The following is a 23,543-nucleotide window of genomic DNA, read 5'->3' on the forward strand; positions in this document are numbered from 1 at the left end:
AGGAATACCTAAATTCATAACATTTCTCCTTTACCGAACCTGTGAAAACAGATTCGTTGTTATACGCAATGAACACCCCAATCATTGCGTATTTTTTTGTCTAAAAATTGACAATTACCAATAGAAAAAAGTCCGCTATAAGCGGACTTTTCAATTAATACATCATTTTAAAAATGAATATAAATTAGTAATGAAATAAACGTTTATCTAATGGTAGTTCAATTCCAATTGACGCTCCACCATCATTACCATTTAAATCCGAGTCACTCACCCAACCATTAATTTTTAAAGGCATATCTGGACGTAAATAATGTGTCCAAGTCAAGTCTAGAGCTTTCAATTCATCTTTTTCAGGAAATGCTGCGTTATTCAAAGCTGCACGCTCTGTTTCAGAAACTTTTGCAAAAAGTACACGACCATTTAGACGGTTTAGTGGATCAATACGTATATTCCCACCCACTGAAACCATTTGAGCATCACCACCTAAGGCATGACCAAGTGGATAGCCATGTTGATAGTATCCATCTGTGTAAATAGAGTGATTGTATGAAATGCCTTTGGCATCACCATTAGTTCGAGTATCAACCCATTCAGTATACAGTTGATAAGGCATATTATTTACACTTGAAGAATAATCAACACCTGCAAGATACATGCTTTTTGCTGGTAAACCACCTGCTTCATCCTCACCAATATATTGGCCGTAAAGACTAACTGGAACTTGCACAAGGGGTTGTAAATTCAAACGCGCATCAAAACCCGCGACTTGATTTGATGGATCAGCCTTACCTGTTCCACCATTATCTTTATTACCAATAAAGGCATCCCAAAGTGAACTAAAACTTTCGGGACGACCTTCGCCACCCCATTGTATAGAACGTGATGCTCCCAATTCCAAATATGGAGTAGGTTGTGCAGTTAGTCGAAGTCCAATGAGTTTTGCATCTGGGATAGCAGAATAATCATCTAACTGTCCAGCAAAAGCTTGATACTGCCAAGGGCCGATCCATGATAGCCATGGTGTTTCAAAAGCATTCTGTTGTGCACGCTGTGCAGTAACACCGTACACAGGACGACTCGCATCACCACGGATTAAACTACCGTCATGACCAGGCCCCCAATAAGTCGGAATCTGACCTGCAATTAACCATTGGTTCCAAAGCTTCCCGGCAATGTATGAGCCTTCCACATTTACATCTTGATCATTATTAATTTGCTGTTTATCTTCAGCATTTACACGTAAACGACCATCCCAATTTTCACCACCAACGTTGAGTTCAAGTGCACCTTGATATTGCGCTTTTTGATGATCACCAAAATTTTGCGGTAAATTATTTTTATCTGACTCTGCAAACAATTCTGCTTTTAATAATGCATTTTCGGCAGTCAATTTATTTTGAATACTTTGTAATACTTTTTGTTGTGTAGGTGTCATCACTTTTGCAGAAGTTAACGCTCGCTGTATTTCATCACCACTCATTGGCCATGTTGAGGTACTAATTTGAATAACGCCTTGCTGATTCAACCAATTCAAATCTGCGCGTAACTCTTCATTATTTAAAACAATCCCCTGAGCAAAAACAGGAACTGATAATCCAAACAGTACAGCAGCATAAAGTGACTTTCTTAAATACATGCTCTTTTTCTCAAGTTTAATTCACAGCCCACCTTAGATTTTTCAACTCATTTATTCAAGGGTGAAACTGTATCTCCTTTTATTTTTTTCATCATTTAGGTAAAGATGTTCAATAAAAATACAAAATAAAAAACCCGCATTAAGCGGGATTTTTATTTCAAAAACTAAATTAGTTTTTATGACGCATATGTGGGAATAAGATCACTTCACGAATACTTGCAGCATTCGCAAATAACATCACCAAACGGTCAATACCAATACCCTCACCCGCTGTAGGAGGTAAGCCGTATTCCAATGCTTCAATGAAGTCTGCATCGTAATGCATTGCTTCATCATCACCTGCATCTTTTTCGGCAACTTGGGCTTGGAAACGTTCAGCTTGGTCAATCGGATCATTTAACTCTGAGAAACCATTTGCCAACTCACGACCACCGATGAAGAATTCAAAACGGTCCGTAATATGTGGATTTTCATCATTACGACGTGCCAATGGTGAAGTTTCCGCTGGGTATTCTGTGATGAATGTCGGTTGACGAAGTTCTGTTTCAACAGTTTCTTCAAATACGATGGTTTGAAGTTTACCTAAACCAAAACCAGGTTTTACTTGCTCTTTCAGTTCATTTTTAACAAAGTTTGCAAGGAACTCACGATCAGATACATTTTCAGCAGTGAACGTTGGGTTGTGTTCAAGAATCGCATCAAACATCGAAATTTTCTTGAATGGACCTTTGAAGCTATACACTTCATCACCATAAGGCACATCAGTCGAACCTAATATGTCAATGGCCAATTTTTCAAGCATATTTTCTGTCAAAGCCATCAGGTCTTTGTAGTCTGCATATGCTTGGTAGAATTCAATCATGGTGAATTCTGGATTATGACGTGTTGATACACCCTCGTTACGGAAGTTACGGTTAATTTCGAACACGCGCTCAAAACCACCAACGACCAAACGTTTTAAGTAAAGCTCAGGCGCAATACGCAAGAATAAAGGCATATCCAATGCGTTGTGGTGAGTTTCGAATGGACGCGCAGATGCACCACCCGGAATCACATGCATCATTGGTGTTTCAACTTCCATGAAACGCTCATTGCTCAAATATGAACGAATACCTGACACCACTTTTGCACGAATTTCAAAAGTTTTACGTGTTTCTTCGTTCATGATGAGGTCTAAATAACGCTTACGGTATTTAACTTCAGTATCAGTCAAACCATGGAATTTGTCTGGAAGTGGACGGAGTGATTTGGTTAAAAGCTCAAAATGTTCAATATGAACATAAAGGTCACCTTTACCAGAACGACCAATATAACCTTCAATGGCAATAATATCGCCCAAATCGAGTGCTTTAATAGTTGCAAGAACATCAGCATCCAACTCTTTACGTGGTACATAAAGTTGGATACGACCAGTCATATCTTGGATTACGATGAATGAACCGCGGTTCAACATCACACGACCAGCAACTTTTACATAAACCTTTTCGCCTGCTTCAATTTCTTCTTTTGATTTTTCAGCGAATTGATCTTGTAGGTCTTGTGCATAGTGTTCACGCTTAAATGTGTTAGGCCACGGGCTAACACCTGTTTCCTTGGCGTGCTCTTTGATGTGCTCTAACTTGGCATGACGCTGTGCAATTAAATCGTTTTCGGAAATGGCTTGTTCAGAAGTCGATTGAGCGTTATGTTGCGTCATCTCTGTCTCAAATAGTTAAAAAACGGAAGTTGCATAGCATAGCAGATTTCCTTTGAATTGAGCAGTAAGCAATGCGCGCATTTTTTTAATAAGTAGAAATTTATCGAAGTAAGATGTTTTAATCGTTATACCTTCAGGTAGACATAGAACCTACCTTACAGATGTGCAGTAGATAAAAATTAAATACTCAAGCTCGAAAACCTACATTTTAATGATATCAGATGATAACCAAAAGCTTTAAAAATACTTATAATTATCAATATATTAAAATATATATCAATAACTTAATTCAACCTTTTAATCTATTTTCTTTAAGACTAAAGTCTTTTAAATGCCTATAAATTAGACCAAAAGCTAAATTCTCTTTTCGACAATTCTCTCTACAATGAAGTCATAAAATTGTTGAAAAATAAAATATTCAACACATCCAAAAAAGTTTGAAAACAGTGTGTAGAAAAACAATGACTTCCTGCTTATCGAAAATTCTGTTTTTACATGGATTGGATTCTTCCCGTGAATCTACGAAGTTCCATGCCATCAATGCAAAACAAAAATTCTGCATTGAAGTGGACTATCGCAACTTAAATTTTCAAACTGTTGCGGATTTTTACCACGAGAGTATTGAAACCATTAAGCCCGATATCATCGTCGGGCATAGTCTCGGGGCATATTGGGCATTAAAAATGTCGCTGTTTCATCGTATTCCGTGTGTAATTGCCAACCCGAGTCTGCATCCAGACTTTCGCGACGACTACCCTGCAATTAATGAAATGGATTTGGATCACGATATTCCACAAATTGCATATATCGAACGTGGCGATGAAATCTTAGATATGTATGAAGCAGAACAACAACTCGAAGACTATATGCAAGTTCAAGTGATGGATGGCGGACACCATCGTCTACAATGCCCTGAAAATATTAATGATTTAATCCAACATCTCGAATTAAACTATTTAAAAAAATAAATCATAAGATTAATCATAAGTAGCAACGTCTTTTTTATCAGACATAAAAAAGCCCTGTCATAGACAAGGCTTTTTACATTTTAAAACTGACGCTTAGGCAGCATCTACTTCAGGACGTGTTTTATCATCTAAAACAGACCAAATATTTAGTCCTAAATCTTTATGCAAGTCAGGCAAATCTAAGAAAATGCTTGCGCCTAAAACTTGGTGTTTACATTTTTCAGCCAATTGTTTCACAGCACGAAGCGTACCGCCCGTCGCCAATACGTCATCCACAATAATTACTTTTTGTGATTCGATTTCAGCTGACATTTCAAGACGATCTAAACCGTATTCAAGGCTATAACCAACACCGACAACAGGTGGTGGTAATTTTCCGGCTTTACGTACCAACACCAAACCTTTGCCTGTACGCTGAGCAAGTAAGCTTGCCAAAACAAAACCACGCGCTTCAACTGCAATAAAGCTATCTACTTCTGCCAATTGCTCAGCTGGAATACTTGCAATTAGGGCATCAGTTAACGATTCGATGTTATTCATAAATAACGGCGTAAGGTCAAAGAAGCAAATTCCTGGTTTTGGGAAATCTTGGACAGTACGAATGTTAGACCACAATGCCGCAGCAGTAGAATTACTCATAATAGGAGAAAATAAATTAAGGAAAGAATGTGTGAATTTTAACGCGATTTGAGAGAAAAGAACAGCTAACCCCCGACTAAAATGCATATTTAAGATACAGCAAATTTACATAAGTTATTGATTATTAATATTGTATTTATTTAAAAAATATCAAATATATATTTTCCTAATCATAAAATAAAAGATTTTAGAGATTTTTTCTGCAAGACTTTAGTCTATGTAGATAGAAAAAGCGGTATTTAGAACCCAATTCACGGAAATGAATTCAAATATACTTTTCAATAGGCATAAATATTGTCAGACAATTTTTCCCAGATCTGGGGTTTTGATGATATTTATTGTCCCTCACTGCCATTCTGCTTTTAATTTCACTCATTAAACTCTTAGCCACTTTACTTTATCGTTAGAACTGCGTAAAAATTTAACATAAGAGTCTACTGTATAAGGCTAATTAACCTTAAGGTATAAACTTATACAGTTATGAAGTATTTACTGACTTAATTTTGTGTCAGTTTTTGGAGAATGGAATGAAAAAGTATCAGTGCATCGTTTGTGGATGGATTTATGACGAAGCAGAAGGCTGGCCACAAGACGGTATCGTGGCAGGAACAAAATGGGAAGATATCCCGGATGATTGGACTTGCCCAGACTGTGGCGTCTCAAAAGTAGATTTTGAAATGGTTGAAATCTAATAAATAGAATCTAAGGCCATCATCGTTATGGTCTTTTTTTTGTCTTTAAAAAATATGAAATGTGTTTGGAGTTGAGTATGCACCCTATTGTCATTATTGGTTCTGGTATGGCGGGATATGCAGTTGCACGTGAATTTCGAAAGTTAAATACTGAACTAGAACTTATTATGATCTGTGCGGATGATGCCATTAACTACGCTAAACCGACATTATCCAATGCGCTCGTTGGTAATAAAGCTCCTGAGCAAATCCCTCTAGGGGATGCCGAAAAAATGTCGGCTCAACTCAATATGCAAATCATCAATAAGAGTTGGGTTAAATCCATTGATGCAGCAAAACATGAGCTTACTATTGAAAGCCAAAATGGAACTCAAACACAACTATATTCAAAACTTGTTTTAGCAGTCGGCGCAAATCCAATTCGCTTAGCTATTTCGGGTGATGGCAGTGAAGACATTCATGTCGTCAACAATTTAGATCACTACAAAGCATTCCGCAAACAACTTGCAGCACGTGAAGATAAACGTGTGGTGATATTAGGTGCAGGTTTGATTGGCTGTGAATTTGCCAATGACCTCCAAAATACTGGGGCGAAAGTATCGGTAGTTGATTTAGCTCCGCAACCTTTAGGTCGCCTCCTGCCATCTCATGTTGCCGCTAAATTCCAAAGTAATTTAGAAGAAACGGGTATTCAATTCGTTTTAGGTACGACAGTCGACAAAGTGTCACGTATTGAAAATGGTGACTATCAAGTGAGCCTTGCCAATGGTCAAAGCTTAGTGGCAGATGTTGTGTTGTCTGCGATTGGTCTACAGCCTGAAATTAACTTGGCAAAACAAGCCGGCATTCACACCAGTCGTGGCGTATTAACCAATAAAGGCTTAGAAACCAACTTGGCAGATATCTATGCTGTCGGTGACTGTGCTGAAGTCAATGGTACCCTTCTTCCATACGTCATGCCGATCATGCAACAAGCACGTGCTTTGGCAAAAACCCTCAATGGTGAACATACCGCTGTGCATTATCCAGCTATGCCTGTAGCCGTTAAAACACCTGCAGCACCTTTAACTGTTCTTCCTGCACCTATTGATGTTGAAACTCAATGGGAAACAGAAGAACTTGAAGATGGCATGATTGCCCGTGCGATCGATCAAGATGGCGTATTACGTGGATTTGTACTGCTCGGTGCAACTGCTGGGAAGCAACGCTTAACTTTGACTAAGCAGGTTCCGGACTTGATTCCTGCTTCAGTTTAAGGTTTAAATACAAGGACGTCCTGATAATAATAGACGTCCTTTTTAAAGGAAAATAACAATGAATAGTGCCCTTCAGTTTAATATTTCACCTTATGCCTCTTTTATGCATGAAACTCGCGTAGAGTTAGGCAATGGCATTGAACTTCATGTCGAAGTGGGTGGTCATCCTGAAGATCCTGCAATCTTATTGATTATGGGACTCGGCGCACAAATGTTGTATTGGCCCGATTTCTTTTGTAAGTCCCTAATAGATCAAGGTTACCGAGTTATTCGCTTTGATAATCGTGATATTGGTCTGTCGAGTAAAATTCGTAACCCAGGCCCACGTCTTAACACCTTTAAACTGATGGGACGTTTTGCCTTAGGTCTAGAGAATCAAGGTGCGCCTTATGATCTATATGATATGGCAGACGATGTTGCACTGTTAATTGATCGTATGGGACTTGATAAAGTCCATATTTTAGGCGCTTCGATGGGCGGCATGATTGCTCAAATCGTGGCAGCACGCTATCCAGACAAAGTGCACAACTTAAGCTTACTTTTTACCAGTAACATCCAACCCTTACTTCCACCGCCATTTCCAAAGCAATTATTTAGTCTAATTGAAAAACCTGAATATAACGATGAAGATGGCATTATTAACCATAGCCTGAAAGTTTTTAATATTATAGGCTCTCCAGGCTATATTAATCAGCTTGAAGTGATACAAACTGCACGTAAACTCTATAAGCGGAGTTATTACCCAGCGGGTGTACTTCAACAGTTTTTAGCAATATTATGTACAGGTTCCCTGCTGCAGTTAGATAAACAAATTCAGCATAAAACCATTGTGGTTCATGGAGCTCGTGACCGTTTGCTGCCGCCAAGCCATGGTAAGGCCGTTGCAAAGGCTATTTCAGGTGCTAAATTTGAATTAATTGATGGAATGGGGCATGATATCCCACCGCATTTTATTCCATATCTTAGCGGTTTGTTTGCTGATCACTTTAAATCATAAATTAGGACACTATGGCTGCATTACCATCCTTAAGACAGCTGTCATATCTAGTAACACTGTCAGAAACGCTACACTTTACTGAAGCTGCGCGTCGTTCTTTTGTCACCCAGTCTACTTTGTCTGGCGGGATCATGGAACTTGAGCGTTTACTAGGTGGCGTATTGGTAGAACGCGACCGTCAAAACGTGCGTTTAACTCCTCTTGGTGAACAAGTTGTCGGAAGAGCTCGAGTTCTATTGGCAGATGCGCAAGACCTAATGCGTTTAAGTCGTGAAATGAGCGAACCTCTAACGGGTGATTTACATCTAGGGGTCATTCCTACTATTGCGCCATTTTTACTTGCACCATTATTAGAAGAAGTGCATAAGCAACTACCAAAAATTCAATTGCATTTACATGAAGCACAAAGTGAAAAAATTGTTGAGAAACTCGAGCACGGTAATCTAGATATCGTATTACTTGCTCTTCCTTTCGATACACGTAGCTTGAAAGTTGCAGAAGTAAACAAAGAAAAATTGTTCTTGGTGTACAACAAAGCTGACCAAAATGCAGCTCAAGCGAAATCTTTAGACGACCTAGATTTATCTCGTTTAATGTTGCTTGAAGAAGGCCATTGCTTACGTGATCATGCTTTGAGTGCTTGCCCGATTGGTGAACGTAAAAACGACCATCGTTTAAAAGCAAGCTCATTGCCAACTTTGGTTGAAATGGTTTCCGCAGATTTAGGCTTTACCTTATTGCCTGAAATTGCAGTTCATACCAATATGATCAAAGCCAATGAAGATTTGGCTGTGAAAGAAATTGAAGCAAGCCCTACACGCACATTAGCATTGGTGACGCGTAAAAGTACGCCGCTTCAAAGTGAATTTGATGTATTGCTTCAAATCTTGCAGAAAATCACTAACAATCTGCACTAACTAATCAGTGTGAAAATTAAAGAGAGCCCTGTGCTCTCTTTTTTATTTTGCAGAAATGAATAATCCAGAAGTAATAATATTGAGATGAGTATAAAATTTAAAATAAAAATATAGTATCTAGAAAAAAGAAAAGGCTAACCCAAATAGGTAGCCTGATAAGGTAATATATGACTTGATGTATATCTCAATTCATCGCCTCGATAATATCTTCACACTAGCCAGATAAGTAAGAAGATAAATACATCTTAGTAAAATATAACTTTCGTTAAAATCACTAGTTTCAGGTATTTTAGATAAAGTACGTCTGATTCATTTTCAAAGGGCTTTTTTCATAATTATGTTTTGTGCTATAAAATAACAATAATGAGAAATAAATCACATTATTTTAAATAGTCACTAATATTCATGTTTAAAATAACTAAGCAATAGGTGAATATTAACTCACATCAGAAACAGTTCAATTTATTAGTTGTCAAAATACTGCTTTCACATTTCATTTATTATTTTCAATTCGAATCGAAATCTGATGATTATTTAATCAATATTCTAAAAATAAAAACGAAAAAACTATAAATCTTTGCATTCAACATAATGAAAAACACAAAAAACCATACATTAATTAAATTCTATTATATCACAATAACTTAATTATACTTTGATGTATAAATCACTACTTCTAGGTATATTTTTCTAATTCACTTCCATGCACATTATGGAAATGCAATTTGATTAAAAATAATAAATGAGCGAAATGTATGATGAGTGAATTTTTATTACCAGTACCCGTTTTGATCATTGATCATCAATCAATGACTTCAAAAACAGTGCTGTTTAACATCTTAGGAGACCTCGGTTATCCTGAAGACCTCATTACATTTTCAGAAAATTTAGCAGATGCAGAACAACAAATTTTCAATCAATTGCCAAATTTAATCTTTTTAGTGGTCACGCAACAGTCTGATATCTCATTCATACATAAAATTAAGAAAATCTATCCTTCAAGTAATCTCATCATTTTAGTCAATGAACAATCTGCTGATTTAACCTTACATGCGATTCAGATCGGTGCAACCGCCTATATGCTGATTCAACAACCGATTGAAGACACTTATAACCAACTGAAAACCATTTTAAGAGGTGGGGCTGCCCTTCATCCTAGTTTTGCTAAATTTTTATTGAGTGAAACTTTTAGTCCGCAAAATGCAGCGCCGAAGCAGCTCAGTCTAAATCCAGCTGAATATCAAATTTTAGATATGGTCAGCCATAGTGCGACTCAAGAGCAGATGGTCAATGAATTAAAACTTTCTACTTATCAAATTGATGGTTTTGTCAAAAATATCTACCGCAAAATTTGTAGCTACAGCTAAATTTAGCTGAGATAAAGGATTCAAAAACAATTTATAAATTTAAAAAAATAAAGGGAGCAGATGCTCCCTTTTACTTTGTTTAGCATATTTATTTAAATGCATCTAAAAGTACATGCTGTGAATTATGTGCTTCTTCGCCCTCTTGAACATGGGTACGAATCCAACGTCCATCACTTTGGAGTAACCAAGCTTGCTGATTATCTTTTAGATAATTCACTAAACCTAATTGATAAATACGCTTTTTCAAGGCTGGATCTTCAATTGGGAAACAGGCTTCCACACGATTAAATAAATTACGATCCATCCAGTCTGCACTTGAACAGTAAATCCGTGCATCGCCATTATTACTGAAATAATATACTCGGGTATGTTCTAAGAAACGGCCAACAATAGAACGTACGCGAATATTTTCAGACAGCCCCGGTAATCCCGGACGCAAACAACAAATAGAACGAATAATTAAATCAATCTGTACACCCGCTTGTGACGCTTCATACAGTTTATTGATCAACTGAACTTCAGTTAATGCATTAACCTTGACAATGATTTGCGCAGGCTTACCTGCTTTTGCATTGGCAATTTCATTATCAATATAATTGATCAGTTGAGCATGTAAGGTAAATGGCGCATGCAGCAGTTTTTTCAACTTCGCCATTTTGCCCATACCAGTCAGCTCTTGGAAAATGCGATGTACATCCTCACAGAGTTCTTTATCAGTGGTTAACAGGCCATAATCGGTGTAGATGCGCGCATTGCCCGCATGATAGTTACCCGTACCTAAATGCACATAACGCACCAATTTATTATTTTCACGGCGTACCACCAAAATCATTTTGGCATGGGTCTTATAACCCACGATGCCATACACCACCACTGCGCCCGCTTCTTGTAATACATTGGCTACAGCAATATTTGATTCTTCATCAAATCGTGCACGAAGCTCAATTACTGCGGTAACCTCTTTGCCATTACGTGCTGCTTCCGCTAAAACTTGCACAATTTCAGAGTCTACACCACTTCGATAAAGCGTTTGTTTAATGGCCAAAACTTGTGGATCACGTGCAGCTTCACGCAGTAGGTTAATTACAGGTGCGAATGATTCAAAAGGATGGTGTAGCAAAATATCTTGCTTTTGCATCGCACTAAAAATGTTTTCAGATTTTTTGAGTACTTTCGGTATAACAGGAATATGCGCGTCATAACGTAGATGTGGACGTTTAAAGTTTGACAGTAAACGTGCAAGGTTAACTGGTCCATCTACTTTATAGAGTTGCTCTTCTTCTAAATCGAACTCATCAAGCAAATATTCATAAATATGCTGCGGACAATTTTCTGTCACTTCCAAACGAACGGCGCGACCAAAACGACGTGAATTCAACTCACCTTTCAGAGCTTTAGCCAAATCTTCAACATCTTCATTCAAAGCCAAATCGGCATTACGCGTCACGCGGAATTGGTAGCAACCCGTCGCCGTCATACCGGGGAACAAGTCAGAGACATGTTCATGAATAATTGCCGATAGCATCACATGATGCTCTTTACCACCGGTTAATTCATCAGGAATCCGAACGACACGTGGCAGCGAACGCGGTGCAGGTACAACGGCTAAGTCAATCTGACGACCAAACGCATCCTTCCCTTCTAAAGTCACAATAAAGTTCAGCGACTTATTCACCAAGCGAGGGAATGGATGTGCAGGATCTAAACTAATTGGGGTTAAAACTGGTGCAACTTGTTCTTGGAAATACTTTTTTACCCAAGCCGATTGTGCAGGGGTTAACTCACCACGGCGTAAGAAGCAAATATCTTCCTCACGCAGTTTAGGTAAAATTTCTTGATTTAAAATACGATACTGGCGCTCAATTGCCGCATGCGCTGTCGCAGAAATTTCATCTAATACTTGTTTTGGTGTCAAACCATCTGGACTACGGCTTTCATTGCCTAAGTCTAGCTGTTCCATCATTCCCGCAACACGAATTTCAAAAAATTCGTCTAAGTTACGTGAAAAGATCAGCAAGAAATTCATGCGTTCAAGTAATGGATGTATCGGATCAACCGCTTGTTCGAGCACACGCAGATGAAAGTCGAGAATCGATAACTCTCGATTGATATAACGATCATTATAAGTATATTCAGTAGGTACTTGCGCGACTTCAGCTGCGGTATTCATCTCAAACCCATATAAAAAATGTGTGCTGTACTCAGTTTAGTATGCTTCAAATTTATGACAATTTCATAAAAAAAGCCCATTAATATGAGCTTTTTGTTGTAATTCAAATCACTGCCATGCCATTTGACGAGTGTTTAGATCGTTCTTAATCTGGGATATGGCTATAACGCATATATTTTTGGATCATGCGCTTACGATAATTTAGCTTACGATCTTGTCGATTTTCATCATAATATTTTGGATTGGGTAAAATAGCCGCAATAAACGCTGCTTGCTCTCGACTCAAACTCCTTGAACTTTTACCAAAGTAGTGCTGTGTTGCAGCTTCTACGCCGTAAATGTTATCCCCAAACTCAACCGAGTTGAGATATACCTCTAAAATGCGTTGCTTCGTCCACATACGCTCCATCATCCATGTTGCAACGGCTTCCTGCCCTTTTCGAATAAATGAACGCTTGTTATACAAAAATAAGTTTTTTGCCAATTGCTGAGAAATGGTAGACCCACCTGCGACTACTTTGCCTTTATCTTTATTGCGTTCTAAGGCATTTTGCATGCCTTCCCAATCAAAACCTTTGTGTTGTAAAAACTTGCCATCTTCCGCGGCAACAACAGCATGTTTGACATAATCACTGATTTGGTCGTAATCACGCCATTCATGCTTAATCGGTTTAGACGGCTCTGACCAATAATCTAATCGCATCATCATCGTGGATTCCACAGGATGTGTACGCCACCACACCAGACTACCAAAGATCCAAAGCTGCACCAAAAGCACAAGACTGACAAAAATTAACAATGTACGAACAATAAAGGCTTTCATGTCAGTGTGTTACTCCAGAAATTCTGTTTTTTCATGTTAAGCTTATTTTTAAATTTTTTGACACAGTACAAGAATAGCATGTCTGAACTCAGCCCTCCTGCTGTATCAACCCGTAACCTGCAAATCCAACTGTGGTGGATCACGGCACTCTTAATTACCATCAATGTTGGACTCTTTGGCTGGCAAGTGTTGCATGGAATGAACGTAAGCCAACCCGACACACTGGATGCTTTGCGTTGGGGTGCTGATTATGCACCTTTAACCTTTTTAGAGGAACCCATCCGCTTATTCAGCAGTATGTTTTTTCATTTTGGCCTGATTCACTTGATGTTGAATATGTGGGCTTTGTATATTTTTGGCAGTGTTGCCGAGCAAATGTTAGGTCGTTTCTACTTCCTCGGCCTGTATGTTTTAGCCGGACTGATGGGAAGTTTATTGAGTGGTTATTTAACCATTCAAGACAGCTATGCATTATTGGCCGAAGGTGCAGCCAATCAGCAGCTTTTTCCGAGTATTGGTGCAGGCGCATCGGGTGCAGTGATGGGTCTCGGTGCAGCGCTGACGATTATTTCGCTGCTCCCCATTTTACCTAAACAGCAATTTTATCTGGATAAAAAAACTTTATTAATGGTGATGGGCATTAACCTCGCGATGGGCTTTATGATCAGTGGAATTAATAATGCCGCGCATATTGGCGGCATGTTGATGGGGGCTGCGTTGGCTTTTATTTGGTATGTGGGACAAAAATTACATCAATCCCTAATCATTCAAATGATCGGTCTAATCGCCGCAGCTGTCGGATGCTACCTGTTTTATCTGCATTGCCAACAATTAATCCAACCGATTTTACCGCTTTGGGAACACTTTATCCTGCTGATGAAGCAATCTTTCGCAGCACGTTAAACAGTGGAATGAACCCTGTGGCTATAACACAGACATGTTGAAAACACGTCAAATCTTGTCTAAATCCAAACTACGCACTTGGTTCTTGCTCCACTCTTAACTTGCTCGGCTGTTAACCATCTCCACCCTTAACTATTCAGTTCACGCAAACTTTCTAAGGGTGGAATATCGCAAAGATAACTTAAGCGATAACGTCCGATCAATGTACAGACTAAGGTCATTACCAGTGGGAGGATCAACCAAATCTCGGCATGTAGCTGGATGACCAATTCCATTTTATAACTGACAATCGCGCTGATCACTTCAGCAAAAATACATGCCACAACACCCGAAATTAGACCCATCAAACCGACTTCCAAACTGAGCATCGACTTTAATTTTTGCTTGGAACTGCCGAAGGAACGCAGTAATGCCACTTCTTTTTTGCGTTCATCCATAAATAAGTTCAAACATGCGATCAAGACCAAAATGCCTGAAATACTGACCAATAGCGCCAAGATAGTAATAATCTGAACCAATACGCTGACGATGCGTTTGATCTCATCCAAAATCAGACTGACATCAATAAACACGGTATTCGAAAACTGCTGAATTAGACCAATTAACTGATTTTTATCTTGCGGTGGAACATAGAAACTCCCCAAATAGCTGCCGGCATTTTCATCCATGGTTTGGGGAGAGAAAATAAAGAAGAAATTTGGACTAAAGCTTTCCCACTCCACACTGCGAAGGTTGATCACCTTGGCTTGCAAAATCCCTTCAGGAAGGCTAAAACTCAGTCGATCTCCAATTTGAATACCGAGCTCTTGTGCGGTTTTCACCTCTACCGATACTTCATTGACTTGTTGAAACTGCTGACTACCCGCGATGATTTGATTATCTTTTGGAAAAGTTGCAGCCTGTGTGAGATTCAATTCACGGCGTAATGAATTATTGCTTTTAATTAAAGCATCCGAAAAAGGGAGATCATTTTTGGCAACTAATCGTCCACGAATATTCGGGTACATCGGCGTCCCTTGCCAACCATGCAGCCTGAGTTGTTGATTAAAATCCTGTAACTCAAATGGCGGTAATCCATAGACAAATTGGTTAGGTGTTCCTTGTGGTAATTGTTGTTGCCAACGTTCCAGCAAATCCGTGCGCAATACCGCTAAAACCGTGATCAGACTTAGCCCTAATGCCAATGCAGTAATTTGAAATGCCGTTTGATACGGTGTACGTATATATGCTGAGATTTTCCTCCCCCAACTTTTCAAGGCTTTCAAACTGAGCCAGACCATCATATATAGGCCTATACACAGGAAGATGATGGCGCAAATCAGCCATAAGGTGAGTTGTAAATTTTCAGTTAAAACCACACAAAACACCACCAAACTGAGTGTTCCGAAACTGAGCATCCAAAGCATGGAACGTACAGAACGCTCTTGTTGTCGTATCACCCGTGCTGGCGGCGTCCCTAATAATTGCCAAAGACTTGGAAGAACAAATCCTAATAGCACAATCGCACTGGTGAATATTGCAATTGGAAGTGGGCCAAGCAGCATAGACAGGGCTGAAAACTCTAATTGTAAATTTGGAATCAGCTGTAGCATCAGTTGCAATAAGCCATAACCCAATCCCAGACCAATCAAACTTCCAAACAGGATTGAAAGCCCGAGTACAACCAACAGTAAAGCCAGATAAGCACTTAATATTTGCTGTTTGGTCGATCCAATACAGCGCATCAGTGCAATGGCATCTTGATTTTGTTGGACATAGCGCTGACTGGTTAATGCGATGGCGATACCACAAAGTAAAATAGTTAAAATATTGGCCAGTTGTAAAAACGTTTCTAGGTTGGCAATCGGCTTCATCAAGCGAGTATTGCCTTCACTGGCATTTCTCAATTTCAAACTGCTTTGAGCTGCATCCTGAACCTGCGTATGATCTGAGTTAGCGGAACGGTCTTCACTTTGATCGCCAAATTTCTGCTTATACAGTTTTTCAAAGCGCTGGGTATTTTGTGCATCTCCTGCCATTAACAGGCGATATTCAATCCGACTCCCGACTTGGATGGCATTGGTTCTCTCCACCTCAGACTGCGCAATCATAACTGTCGGTGAAAAACCACTGAAACCGAGTTCCTGATTGGTGTCATGGATGATTTTGGCACTGACTTGAAAAGCAGCATCAGCAATATTGATCTGATCTCCAACCTTTACACCCAATAAATCCATGGCACGAGGACTTAACCAGACCTCACTAGCTTGTATAGAACGGTTTAGTTTCGGTTCTGTTTCGAGTTCACCTCGTAATGGAAATGCAGCATCAACGGCTTTGACATTGACCATGACAAATTGCTGATCAGTGTGCGCCATGCTGCTAAATAGCGTGACATTCGATTGTTTTAATTGCTGTGCTTTGGCTTGTTGTTGCCACTCTTGTGGAATTGGTTCATTGGCTGTCAGCACCAAGTCTGCTGCCAACATTTCAGCAGCTTGTAGCGCTACTGCATTTTGAATTTGTACATTGCTAAACTTTAAAGCAGTGGTGGCACTGATCGCCAAGGTCAGTGCGATCAATAATAAATACACACCCGTGGTTTTAAAACTCAGCTGTAAGAGTGGTCGAAACAATGCCAAAAGATTCATGCAGCATCTCCTGTTCGATGCTCAATCAATTGACCATTGACCAATTCAAAGTGGCGCTGACATTGACGGGCCAAATCGGCATCATGCGTCACCAATACCAAAGTGGTTCCCATTTCACGATTTAACTGAAATAACAGTTGTTCAATTTCCTGTGCCGTTGCACTGTCTAAATTACCTGTCGGTTCATCTGCAAAGATCAGATCGGGTTCACTCACCAAAGCACGGGCAATCGCAACCCGTTGCTGCTCACCACCCGATAAAACTTTAGGGGCTTGATGCGCTTGGCGTTCTAGTCCGACCTTTGCTAACAGTTTTAATGCTTTTTCTTCGGCAGCTTTGACCTGAAAATTTGCTTGTAACCGTAGCGGCAGCATGACATTTTCCAGAGCCGTTAAATGTGGCAACAACTGGAAAGACTGAAAGACAAAACCAATATGGGCCAAACGAACTTGAGCACGCTGTTCTTCATTTAATAGATGAATGTCTTGACCACAGACCCGTAACAGTCCAGAACTGGCTTGATCTAAGGTCGCCAAAATCCCCAACAAGGTGGATTTACCTGAACCAGAACGACCAGTGATCGCAACTTGTTCCCCGGCAAAGATTTCAAGATCGAGGTGTTCAAAGATCGATAACTGTTTTTGTGGAAGTTGTATCTTTTGTGTCAATTGCTGTGCAGAAATAATCGCCTGTGGCATGATGTCAGCATCTGTCGTGAGTTGGGTCATATCTTCCCTATATGCAAAATCGCATTCAAAATAATCGTCTATTGAGTTACTTGCTGGCTATTGCACTGATGTTCTGCCCGATGCTGCTCTCTGCCAAAACCATTATGATTTTGGGCGATAGCTTAAGTGCAGGTTATGGTGTTTCAGTGCATCAAGGTTGGGTCCACTTATTACAAAAACGTCTAGACCAACAGTATCCGAAACAACATAAAGTGGTCAATGCAAGTGTCAGCGGTGAAACCACCAGTGGAACTTTGGCACGACTGCCTAAACTGTTGCAAACTCATCGTCCAGACCTTGTGGTGATTGAATTAGGTGGTAATGATGGTTTACGCGGACAGCCCCCTGCACAAATTCAAAAGAATTTAGCGCAGCTGATTCAAAAAAGCCAACAGGCCAAATCGAAAGTGATTTTATTTGGAATGAAAATTCCACCGAATTATGGCAAGGCATATAGCCAAGCTTTTGAAAATAACTATCAAGTGTTGAGCCAACAGTACAAAGTCAAATTATTACCTTTCTTTATGCAAGGGGTGGCGGGACATAAAAATTTGATGCAACAAGATCAGATTCACCCGAATGCCAAAGCGCAACCGATTTTGCTGAACAATGTATATCCATTGATCAAAGCAAGCTTATAAATTTAGTTGGTGAAAATCGGTTCATAAAAAAAAAGGCGCTTCATGAGCGCCTTTTTTAATATCTTGTCTTTACTGTAATTTGCTTAGAAATCGTAGAAGCTTACTTCACCCGTTTCGAGTGAATACTCAGCGCCCACCACTTTTAATTTGCCTTGCGCAATTAAGTTTTCGAGGACTGCTGAACCATGACGAAGTTGATTTACTGATGCAAAAACGTTTGAACGTACTGCATGCATTGAAAGTTTTTCGAGGTCATCTTTCAATTCAGTTTGCATGAGTATTTCTACAGATGGACGAACGCGGTTCACAATCGACATCAAGTTCGCTGATGGCGGTGTCGCAGGGTTAGTTAAAGCTTCAATCGTAGAATGAATCGCGCCACAGTGTGTATGGCCCAATACAATTACAACAGGACAACCGAAGCTTTCTGCTGCAAATTCCACGCTACCGACTTGAGACGGTGCCACAATATTACCTGCAACACGAATCACGAATAAATCGCCTAAGCCTTGGTCAAATACCATTTCAGCAGGAACACGTGAGTCTGAACACCCTAAAATAATCGCAAAAGGTTCTTGGCTTTCGGCCATTTCAGCACGTTGTTGATGCGTCAAAAGCTTTGGGTGATTCGTTTCACCGTTTACAAAACGTTGATTCCCTTTTTTTAAACGATCTAAAGCTTCTGCTGCTGCTAGCATGTTCTAATTACCCTTATCCGAAGTTGCAATATTTTAATCCCAGTCGAATCGATTGTCACTTGCAAAAACAATTGCTGTGAATTTTTTCTACGACGATGCAACTTGATAGAAAATGCTACTCTACATTCATCAAAAAAAATTATTTTTTCTGTAATGGTTCACATTATTAAAACGCAAGTTTAACCACGTCAAAAAAGCAATGGATGACAAAGGTCATTTTTAATTTACAATATATTTCATAAATATACGCTTTTGCTATTTCAGCCCATTCTGATAATAGTCATATAAATGATCTAAAAAATATATCGATTCGATTTAACTGGGGTAAACGTCAATGAAAGGACATCATTCACGCATTTTTGGCTTTTTCAAGCTAGCAACAATTTGCTGTATGACGTTTACTGCCAACAACACTTTGGCTGCAAATCCGTCTCCCATCAGCAAAAACTTTGCCGTACCCTCTATCGTGCAAAATTATTTGAGCCAAGAGCGTAAAGCGGCAGGTTTAGTCACACATAGTGTTCAAGTCGGCAATGTGAATTGGAGTTATAGCGAAGGCGGTCAACGCTCTAAACCGACCATCTTGCTGATTCATGGTTTAGGCGGCACACGTGATAATTGGAATCGTGTTGCGCATTATTTAACACCGAACTATCACGTGATCATCCCCGACCTTCCGGCCAATGGCGATACACATGTGCCGGTCGATTTTGATGTCTCAGTGCCGAATGTCACGGAACAACTACGCCAGTTTGTCCTTAAAATAGATATTGAAGATAAACTAAATGTTGCAGGTCACTCATTGGGTGGTTCCATTGCCACGGTATATGCCTCTCAATATCCTTTTGACACCCAAAGCTTATTTTTACTCAACAGCGCGGGCATTTATAAACAAGCCAATACCAGTTATACCCGTGACCCGTATAAACTTAAAAATTTAATTGTTTCAAAACCGGGTGATTTAGATGATGTTATGCATAAACTCATGCAAAATCCGCCCAATGTTCCGACACAGCTTAAAGAAGCGCAGGAGAATATCTTAATTGCGCGTGCGCCCTTCACTAGTAAAATGATCGATCAAGTCGTCACCCTCAATCGAATCTATACCCCTGAAACTTTTGCTCGATTAACACGAACGGTGGAAGCACCGACCCTGATCCTTTGGGGCAAACAAGATAAAATCTTTAATGTTGAAGTGGCTGGCGAACTCAAGTCTTTACTGAAACGTGCAGAAACCCCAGTGATTTTAAATAACGTCGGTCATATGCCAATCTTAGAAGCCGAACAACAAGTTGCAGACCATTACTTACCTTTCCTTGCGAAAAGTCAAAAGTTTAAAAATCCTTTGGTAGATAAACTGATTCAGTTAAACTGAGCATTCGCCATTTTTAGATACCCATTACTGGGACTTCAGGGAAAGTATGCAGAAAAACCCGATGATTGAGCAGTTGATTGACGCTCAACTGAACTTTTTAGATCAGAGCTTTTCACACAATGATACCGTAGCCACTGAATTCACCCATTTTTATCAATGGTTTCGTAAACAAACTTTGCAGCAGATTTGGAGTTTTGATCAAATCAATGCCTTGTTGCAGAAACAAATTTTAAATACCCCTGCAAGTCAATTTCTGATTGAGCAAATTGCTGAACATATCAAATTTGCACTGATTCACCCTGCAAATGACAGCACTACGATTGCCGAAATCATTCCTGTGTTGACCATCGATAAAATTGCACAATATGTGGCAAGTAAACAGGGACATCGTCAGCGTTTAATTCATACCATGGTCAACAATCCTGCATTTTCAGCCATGATCAGTCAGTTGATTCAACATGCGATACAAGATTATTTAGATAATTCGGTGATTGCAAAATCGGTACCCGGTGTTTCACGATTTATGAAAATGGGGAAATCGGTACTGGAAAATGTCACAGATACCAATTTAGATAATGCGGTCAGCAAATACTTACAAAAGAATATTTTAAAGCTCAGTCAAATGAGTGAAACCGTGTTAAACCAGCACTTTGATGATCATAAGCTGTACCATTTCCAAGCCAATTTGTGGCATAAAATTAAAGCGCTGCCAGTTTCGGTATTAAAGAACTATGTTGAAGTTCAGGACTTGCCGCAAACGGTTGCCATGGGTCATGAAATTTGGGACTTTATGCGGCAGTCCGAGTATATGAAACAGCAAGTGCATGATGGCGTATACGCTTGGTACGTGCGCAATGCAGAACGCCCTTTTGATTTATTGCTACGTGATTTAAATATTGATGAAGCACTGATTCAGCATGAACTTCAAAACTTACTCAATCCTATCGTTCAACAAATGATTGAGTCGGGTTATTTGCGTGAGCGTTCACGTCTCTATTTAGAACAATTCTACTACTCAAGTGAAGCACTGAAAATTTTAAATATCCCAACATAAAAAAAGCCGCGTTAAGCGGCTTTTCTTTTGGAAATACTTAGAACTGGTATTTCAAACTTGCATAATAAGCTCGACCCGGCTCGTTATATGTTTGGTTGACCGTTTTATCACGCAGTTTTTGCTCATCAAATAGGTTATTCACACCGATACGAGCACTTAAAGCCGCATTAAATTTATAACCAAAGTTAATGCCTGCAATGCCATAACTTTTCACGCTATCCATCGCCAAGCCATTTTTGCTTTCAAGACTGGTTTCTGCATATTGACGTGGTTTTTGACGACCATATTGGGTATAGACAAAGTTACTGTCTAATCGATCCGTGATGTTGTAGTTCAAAATAGAGTTTATGGTGTAATTTGGAATCACTGAAAGTGGATTGCCAGTACGTTTATCTTCAGAGTTGATCATATAGGTGACGTTATTGGTCCACGTGATATCACCCCAGTCCAAAGAAATACTTCCTTCAATACCTTCCACCAAGGCTTCTGGCGTATTCATCCAACGCAGTACATTATATGTTGTTCCATTTACTTCTAGTTCTTCTAGACGTGTATCCCCAGCAACGATCTTATTTTTATAATCATTACGGAACCATGCAAAGCTTGCATTTACGATGTCTTTTTCAAACTGTACACCTAATTCTTTATTCACTGAAGTTTCAGGTTTGAGATCGCCATTACCTTGTAATAGACATTGGCTCAGCCCAATCGGACAGCCATTACCGCGAGTACTTAACAGATAACCTTCCGCATTTTGGTACATATTGGGTGCTTTATATGCCTTAGCCACACCACCTTTTAGTGTCCAATAGTCACCAAGTTTTTGCGTAATATTGAGACTTGGACTCCAGCTATCGCCCGATTTGCTATGATTATCATAGCGCAGTGCCAAAACAACATCGGTGCTTTCGCCCAAATTCATATTATTTTCAATATAGGCCGACACAATCCGTGAATCCATGTGTGAACGGTCACCTGAAGTCAGCGCATCACCAAAACCGCCTGCGCCAGCTTGTGTATTAACCGTATCGGTAAAGTCATCTTCGACCCACTCAGTGCCTAAAGTTAGTACCTGTGGAACATACCATTGGAACGGCAGATTGGCTTCTGCATTAAAGCGAATGGTTTCTAGATGTGACGTTTGTTTATTTTCAAGATTATTAATCTGTCCCTCTGTACTACCACCTGTACCTTCAGGTAAGCGCTTATTTTTGGTTTTGTCATATTGCGCTATGAGTTTACTATCACCCCACCCCCAAGTACCTTCATGAGTTAATGCAAAAGTATCACGATAAATGGTATTGGTTTCTTCACCAATTAAAGCGGATAAAATGGGCGCCTTGTTCGGATCGGCTGGATCAAATACACTGTTTTGACTGTCACCTGCAAAACGGTTGCCTTGGCGGCCAACACTTGCGTCAAACATCAAGACTTGTTGATCGTTCAACTGCCAAGCCAAGCGTCCAGCAATATCTTTATTTTCAACGCCTTCTCGACCCGCCATACGCGCACCATTGTCCATTAATGCATTAATATCCGCAGCATCTGAATCGGTTTTGTTATAACTACCGTATAAACGATATGAAAGGACATCTTTGAGAATTGGCCCGCTTAAGTTAAAGCTTTCACGGTGACTTGCACCCTCTTTAGCGTCTTCAGGCTGATTGGTAAAAACTTCCACAGAGCCATGCACTTCATTGGTCACTTTCTTGGTTTTAATATTGACCACACCACCCATCGCACCTGAACCATAACGCGCTGCTGCTGGACCACGCAGCACTTCAATCGATTCAATGGCATCTGCAGGTACCCAGTTCGAATCGCCACGTGTATCACGCTCACCGCGCCAGCCATAACGTACTGAGTTTCTCGAATTTACAGGCTTGCCATCAATTAAGATCAACGTGTTTTCAGGCCCCATACCACGGATATCAATTTGACGGTTATTACCACGTTGGCCTGTGGCACTGTTACCAGTCAAATTGACACCCGGCATACGGCGCACATACTCTGAAATATCATTCACAACCGGCATTTTTTCTAAATCTTCTGCCGTAATTTTTGAAGCACCTAATGATTGTTTAACTTGTTCTGCTGCAGTAACAACAATGGTTTCCATCTTCGTTACGGATTCATCTGGTGCTTCAGTGTGCACATCTTCTGCATGCGTCAAACTTACCAAGGCACAGAGTATTGAAAGTGTAAGCGTTGATTTTAATAGTTGTTTGGTCATTGAGTGCTTCCAAATAAACGTATTTATGGAGAAATCTAGAATAATGTGTTGCACATTGTAACCACCACAAACAATATTGCAATTAATTTTAATAATCATTCTCATTTATATTTGTGATAT

Annotated in this window: 19 protein-coding genes; 10 read left to right on the forward strand and 9 right to left on the reverse strand. The window is 39.7% G+C overall.

Annotated elements, in window-relative coordinates; translation table 11 throughout:
- Positions 1-184 precede the first annotated feature (184 nt).
- Entirely contained in the window at positions 185-1,636 is a 1,452-nt protein-coding gene (locus LXF01_RS12075) for a capsule assembly Wzi family protein (protein WP_180092194.1), read from the reverse strand.
- 169 nt (positions 1,637-1,805) lie between these two features.
- Complete coding sequence (gene lysS / locus LXF01_RS12080; protein WP_078193012.1) at positions 1,806-3,332, reverse strand: lysine--tRNA ligase; 1,527 nt, start codon at positions 3,330-3,332, stop codon at positions 1,806-1,808.
- 461 nt (positions 3,333-3,793) lie between these two features.
- Between lysS and LXF01_RS12085 the strand changes: the two genes are divergently transcribed.
- A complete protein-coding gene (locus LXF01_RS12085) occupies positions 3,794-4,300 on the forward strand; it encodes a YqiA/YcfP family alpha/beta fold hydrolase (RefSeq protein WP_078193013.1) in 507 nt (168 codons plus the stop codon).
- A gap of 93 nt (positions 4,301-4,393) precedes the next feature.
- Here LXF01_RS12085 and LXF01_RS12090 read toward each other — a convergent pair whose 3' ends face one another.
- Positions 4,394-4,939, reverse strand: coding sequence for an adenine phosphoribosyltransferase (locus tag LXF01_RS12090; protein ID WP_233944426.1), 546 nt, complete (start codon positions 4,937-4,939; stop codon positions 4,394-4,396).
- Positions 4,940-5,466: 527 nt separating this feature from the next.
- Here LXF01_RS12090 and rubA point away from each other — a divergent pair.
- The 5 genes from rubA to LXF01_RS12115 all read left to right on the forward strand — a co-directional run bounded on the left by rubA (position 5,467) and on the right by LXF01_RS12115 (position 10,168).
- A complete protein-coding gene (rubA, locus tag LXF01_RS12095) occupies positions 5,467-5,631 on the forward strand; it encodes a rubredoxin RubA (RefSeq protein WP_005179369.1) in 165 nt (54 codons plus the stop codon).
- Between the two features lie 77 nt (positions 5,632-5,708).
- Positions 5,709-6,887 carry an NAD(P)/FAD-dependent oxidoreductase gene (locus LXF01_RS12100; protein WP_180092197.1) on the forward strand — a complete coding sequence of 393 codons (1,179 nt, stop codon included), beginning with the start codon at positions 5,709-5,711 and terminating at the stop codon, positions 6,885-6,887.
- Between the two features lie 58 nt (positions 6,888-6,945).
- The gene (locus LXF01_RS12105) at positions 6,946-7,884 is read left to right on the forward strand and encodes an alpha/beta fold hydrolase (protein ID WP_218945492.1); all 939 of its coding nucleotides are present in this window, start codon (positions 6,946-6,948) and stop codon (positions 7,882-7,884) included.
- Positions 7,885-7,895: 11 nt separating this feature from the next.
- The gene (gene oxyR / locus LXF01_RS12110; protein WP_180007453.1) at positions 7,896-8,801 is read left to right on the forward strand and encodes a LysR family transcriptional regulator OxyR; all 906 of its coding nucleotides are present in this window, start codon (positions 7,896-7,898) and stop codon (positions 8,799-8,801) included.
- A 755-nt stretch (positions 8,802-9,556) separates the two neighbouring features.
- Positions 9,557-10,168: a response regulator transcription factor gene (locus LXF01_RS12115; RefSeq protein WP_180005275.1), complete on the forward strand. Its 612-nt coding sequence runs from the start codon at positions 9,557-9,559 to the stop codon at positions 10,166-10,168.
- An 88-nt stretch (positions 10,169-10,256) separates the two neighbouring features.
- On the opposite strand, the gene ppk1 is transcribed toward LXF01_RS12115, so the two are convergent.
- Together ppk1 and mtgA are read right to left on the reverse strand one after the other, a co-directional pair.
- The gene (gene ppk1 / locus LXF01_RS12120; RefSeq protein ID WP_233944427.1) at positions 10,257-12,338 is read right to left on the reverse strand and encodes a polyphosphate kinase 1; all 2,082 of its coding nucleotides are present in this window, start codon (positions 12,336-12,338) and stop codon (positions 10,257-10,259) included.
- A 145-nt stretch (positions 12,339-12,483) separates the two neighbouring features.
- Positions 12,484-13,161 (reverse strand): monofunctional biosynthetic peptidoglycan transglycosylase, encoded by a 678-nt coding sequence (gene mtgA, locus LXF01_RS12125; RefSeq protein ID WP_233944428.1) that lies wholly within the window; start codon positions 13,159-13,161, stop codon positions 12,484-12,486.
- Positions 13,162-13,239: 78 nt separating this feature from the next.
- Between mtgA and LXF01_RS12130 the strand changes: the two genes are divergently transcribed.
- Positions 13,240-14,064 (forward strand): rhomboid family intramembrane serine protease, encoded by an 825-nt coding sequence (locus LXF01_RS12130; protein WP_233944429.1) that lies wholly within the window; start codon positions 13,240-13,242, stop codon positions 14,062-14,064.
- 128 nt (positions 14,065-14,192) lie between these two features.
- Here LXF01_RS12130 and LXF01_RS12135 read toward each other — a convergent pair whose 3' ends face one another.
- A complete protein-coding gene (locus LXF01_RS12135) occupies positions 14,193-16,694 on the reverse strand; it encodes an ABC transporter permease (protein WP_180063444.1) in 2,502 nt (833 codons plus the stop codon).
- Positions 16,691-17,422 carry an ABC transporter ATP-binding protein gene (locus LXF01_RS12140; RefSeq protein WP_233944430.1) on the reverse strand — a complete coding sequence of 244 codons (732 nt, stop codon included), beginning with the start codon at positions 17,420-17,422 and terminating at the stop codon, positions 16,691-16,693. Before LXF01_RS12140 ends, LXF01_RS12135 begins: the two co-directional genes overlap by 4 nt.
- A gap of 11 nt (positions 17,423-17,433) precedes the next feature.
- Between LXF01_RS12140 and LXF01_RS12145 the strand changes: the two genes are divergently transcribed.
- A complete protein-coding gene (locus tag LXF01_RS12145; protein WP_233944431.1) occupies positions 17,434-18,063 on the forward strand; it encodes an arylesterase in 630 nt (209 codons plus the stop codon).
- Positions 18,064-18,146: 83 nt separating this feature from the next.
- Here the strand turns inward: LXF01_RS12145 and LXF01_RS12150 are convergent, their stop codons facing one another.
- Positions 18,147-18,761, reverse strand: a complete 615-nt coding sequence (locus LXF01_RS12150; protein ID WP_078189941.1) for a carbonic anhydrase — start codon at positions 18,759-18,761, stop codon at positions 18,147-18,149.
- Between the two features lie 334 nt (positions 18,762-19,095).
- On the opposite strand from LXF01_RS12150, the gene LXF01_RS12155 reads away from it, so the two are divergent.
- Positions 19,096-20,136, forward strand: a complete 1,041-nt coding sequence (locus LXF01_RS12155) for an alpha/beta fold hydrolase (RefSeq protein ID WP_373686889.1) — start codon at positions 19,096-19,098, stop codon at positions 20,134-20,136.
- A 46-nt stretch (positions 20,137-20,182) separates the two neighbouring features.
- The gene (locus LXF01_RS12160; RefSeq protein ID WP_180005270.1) at positions 20,183-21,190 is read left to right on the forward strand and encodes a hypothetical protein; all 1,008 of its coding nucleotides are present in this window, start codon (positions 20,183-20,185) and stop codon (positions 21,188-21,190) included.
- Positions 21,191-21,227: 37 nt separating this feature from the next.
- Here the strand turns inward: LXF01_RS12160 and LXF01_RS12165 are convergent, their stop codons facing one another.
- Positions 21,228-23,423: a TonB-dependent siderophore receptor gene (locus LXF01_RS12165; RefSeq protein ID WP_233944432.1), complete on the reverse strand. Its 2,196-nt coding sequence runs from the start codon at positions 23,421-23,423 to the stop codon at positions 21,228-21,230.
- Positions 23,424-23,543: the final 120 nt, after the last annotated feature.

It is taken from the genome of Acinetobacter sp. SH20PTE14 (assembly GCF_021391555.1).
GTDB lineage: Bacteria > Pseudomonadota > Gammaproteobacteria > Pseudomonadales > Moraxellaceae > Acinetobacter > Acinetobacter amyesii.

Bases quoted from the DNA above. Each gene is read 5' to 3' on its own strand.
- LXF01_RS12165 (WP_233944432.1), bottom strand. From the start codon at position 23,423: ATGACCAAACAACTATTAAAATCAACGCTTACACTTTCAATACTCTGT.
- LXF01_RS12115 (WP_180005275.1), top strand. From the start codon at position 9,557: ATGATGAGTGAATTTTTATTACCAGTACCCGTTTTGATCATTGATCAT.
- LXF01_RS12105 (WP_218945492.1), top strand. From the start codon at position 6,946: ATGAATAGTGCCCTTCAGTTTAATATTTCACCTTATGCCTCTTTTATG.
- LXF01_RS12145 (WP_233944431.1), top strand. From the start codon at position 17,434: ATGCAAAATCGCATTCAAAATAATCGTCTATTGAGTTACTTGCTGGCT.
- LXF01_RS12140 (WP_233944430.1), bottom strand. From the start codon at position 17,422: ATGACCCAACTCACGACAGATGCTGACATCATGCCACAGGCGATTATT.
- LXF01_RS12100 (WP_180092197.1), top strand. From the start codon at position 5,709: ATGCACCCTATTGTCATTATTGGTTCTGGTATGGCGGGATATGCAGTT.
- ppk1 (WP_233944427.1), bottom strand. From the start codon at position 12,338: ATGAATACCGCAGCTGAAGTCGCGCAAGTACCTACTGAATATACTTAT.
- rubA (WP_005179369.1), top strand. From the start codon at position 5,467: ATGAAAAAGTATCAGTGCATCGTTTGTGGATGGATTTATGACGAAGCA.
- LXF01_RS12090 (WP_233944426.1), bottom strand. From the start codon at position 4,939: ATGAGTAATTCTACTGCTGCGGCATTGTGGTCTAACATTCGTACTGTC.
- LXF01_RS12130 (WP_233944429.1), top strand. From the start codon at position 13,240: ATGTCTGAACTCAGCCCTCCTGCTGTATCAACCCGTAACCTGCAAATC.
- lysS (WP_078193012.1), bottom strand. From the start codon at position 3,332: ATGACGCAACATAACGCTCAATCGACTTCTGAACAAGCCATTTCCGAA.
- LXF01_RS12135 (WP_180063444.1), bottom strand. From the start codon at position 16,694: ATGAATCTTTTGGCATTGTTTCGACCACTCTTACAGCTGAGTTTTAAA.
- LXF01_RS12150 (WP_078189941.1), bottom strand. From the start codon at position 18,761: ATGCTAGCAGCAGCAGAAGCTTTAGATCGTTTAAAAAAAGGGAATCAA.
- LXF01_RS12155 (WP_373686889.1), top strand. From the start codon at position 19,096: ATGAAAGGACATCATTCACGCATTTTTGGCTTTTTCAAGCTAGCAACA.
- LXF01_RS12075 (WP_180092194.1), bottom strand. From the start codon at position 1,636: ATGTATTTAAGAAAGTCACTTTATGCTGCTGTACTGTTTGGATTATCA.
- mtgA (WP_233944428.1), bottom strand. From the start codon at position 13,161: ATGAAAGCCTTTATTGTTCGTACATTGTTAATTTTTGTCAGTCTTGTG.
- LXF01_RS12160 (WP_180005270.1), top strand. From the start codon at position 20,183: ATGCAGAAAAACCCGATGATTGAGCAGTTGATTGACGCTCAACTGAAC.
- LXF01_RS12085 (WP_078193013.1), top strand. From the start codon at position 3,794: ATGACTTCCTGCTTATCGAAAATTCTGTTTTTACATGGATTGGATTCT.
- oxyR (WP_180007453.1), top strand. From the start codon at position 7,896: ATGGCTGCATTACCATCCTTAAGACAGCTGTCATATCTAGTAACACTG.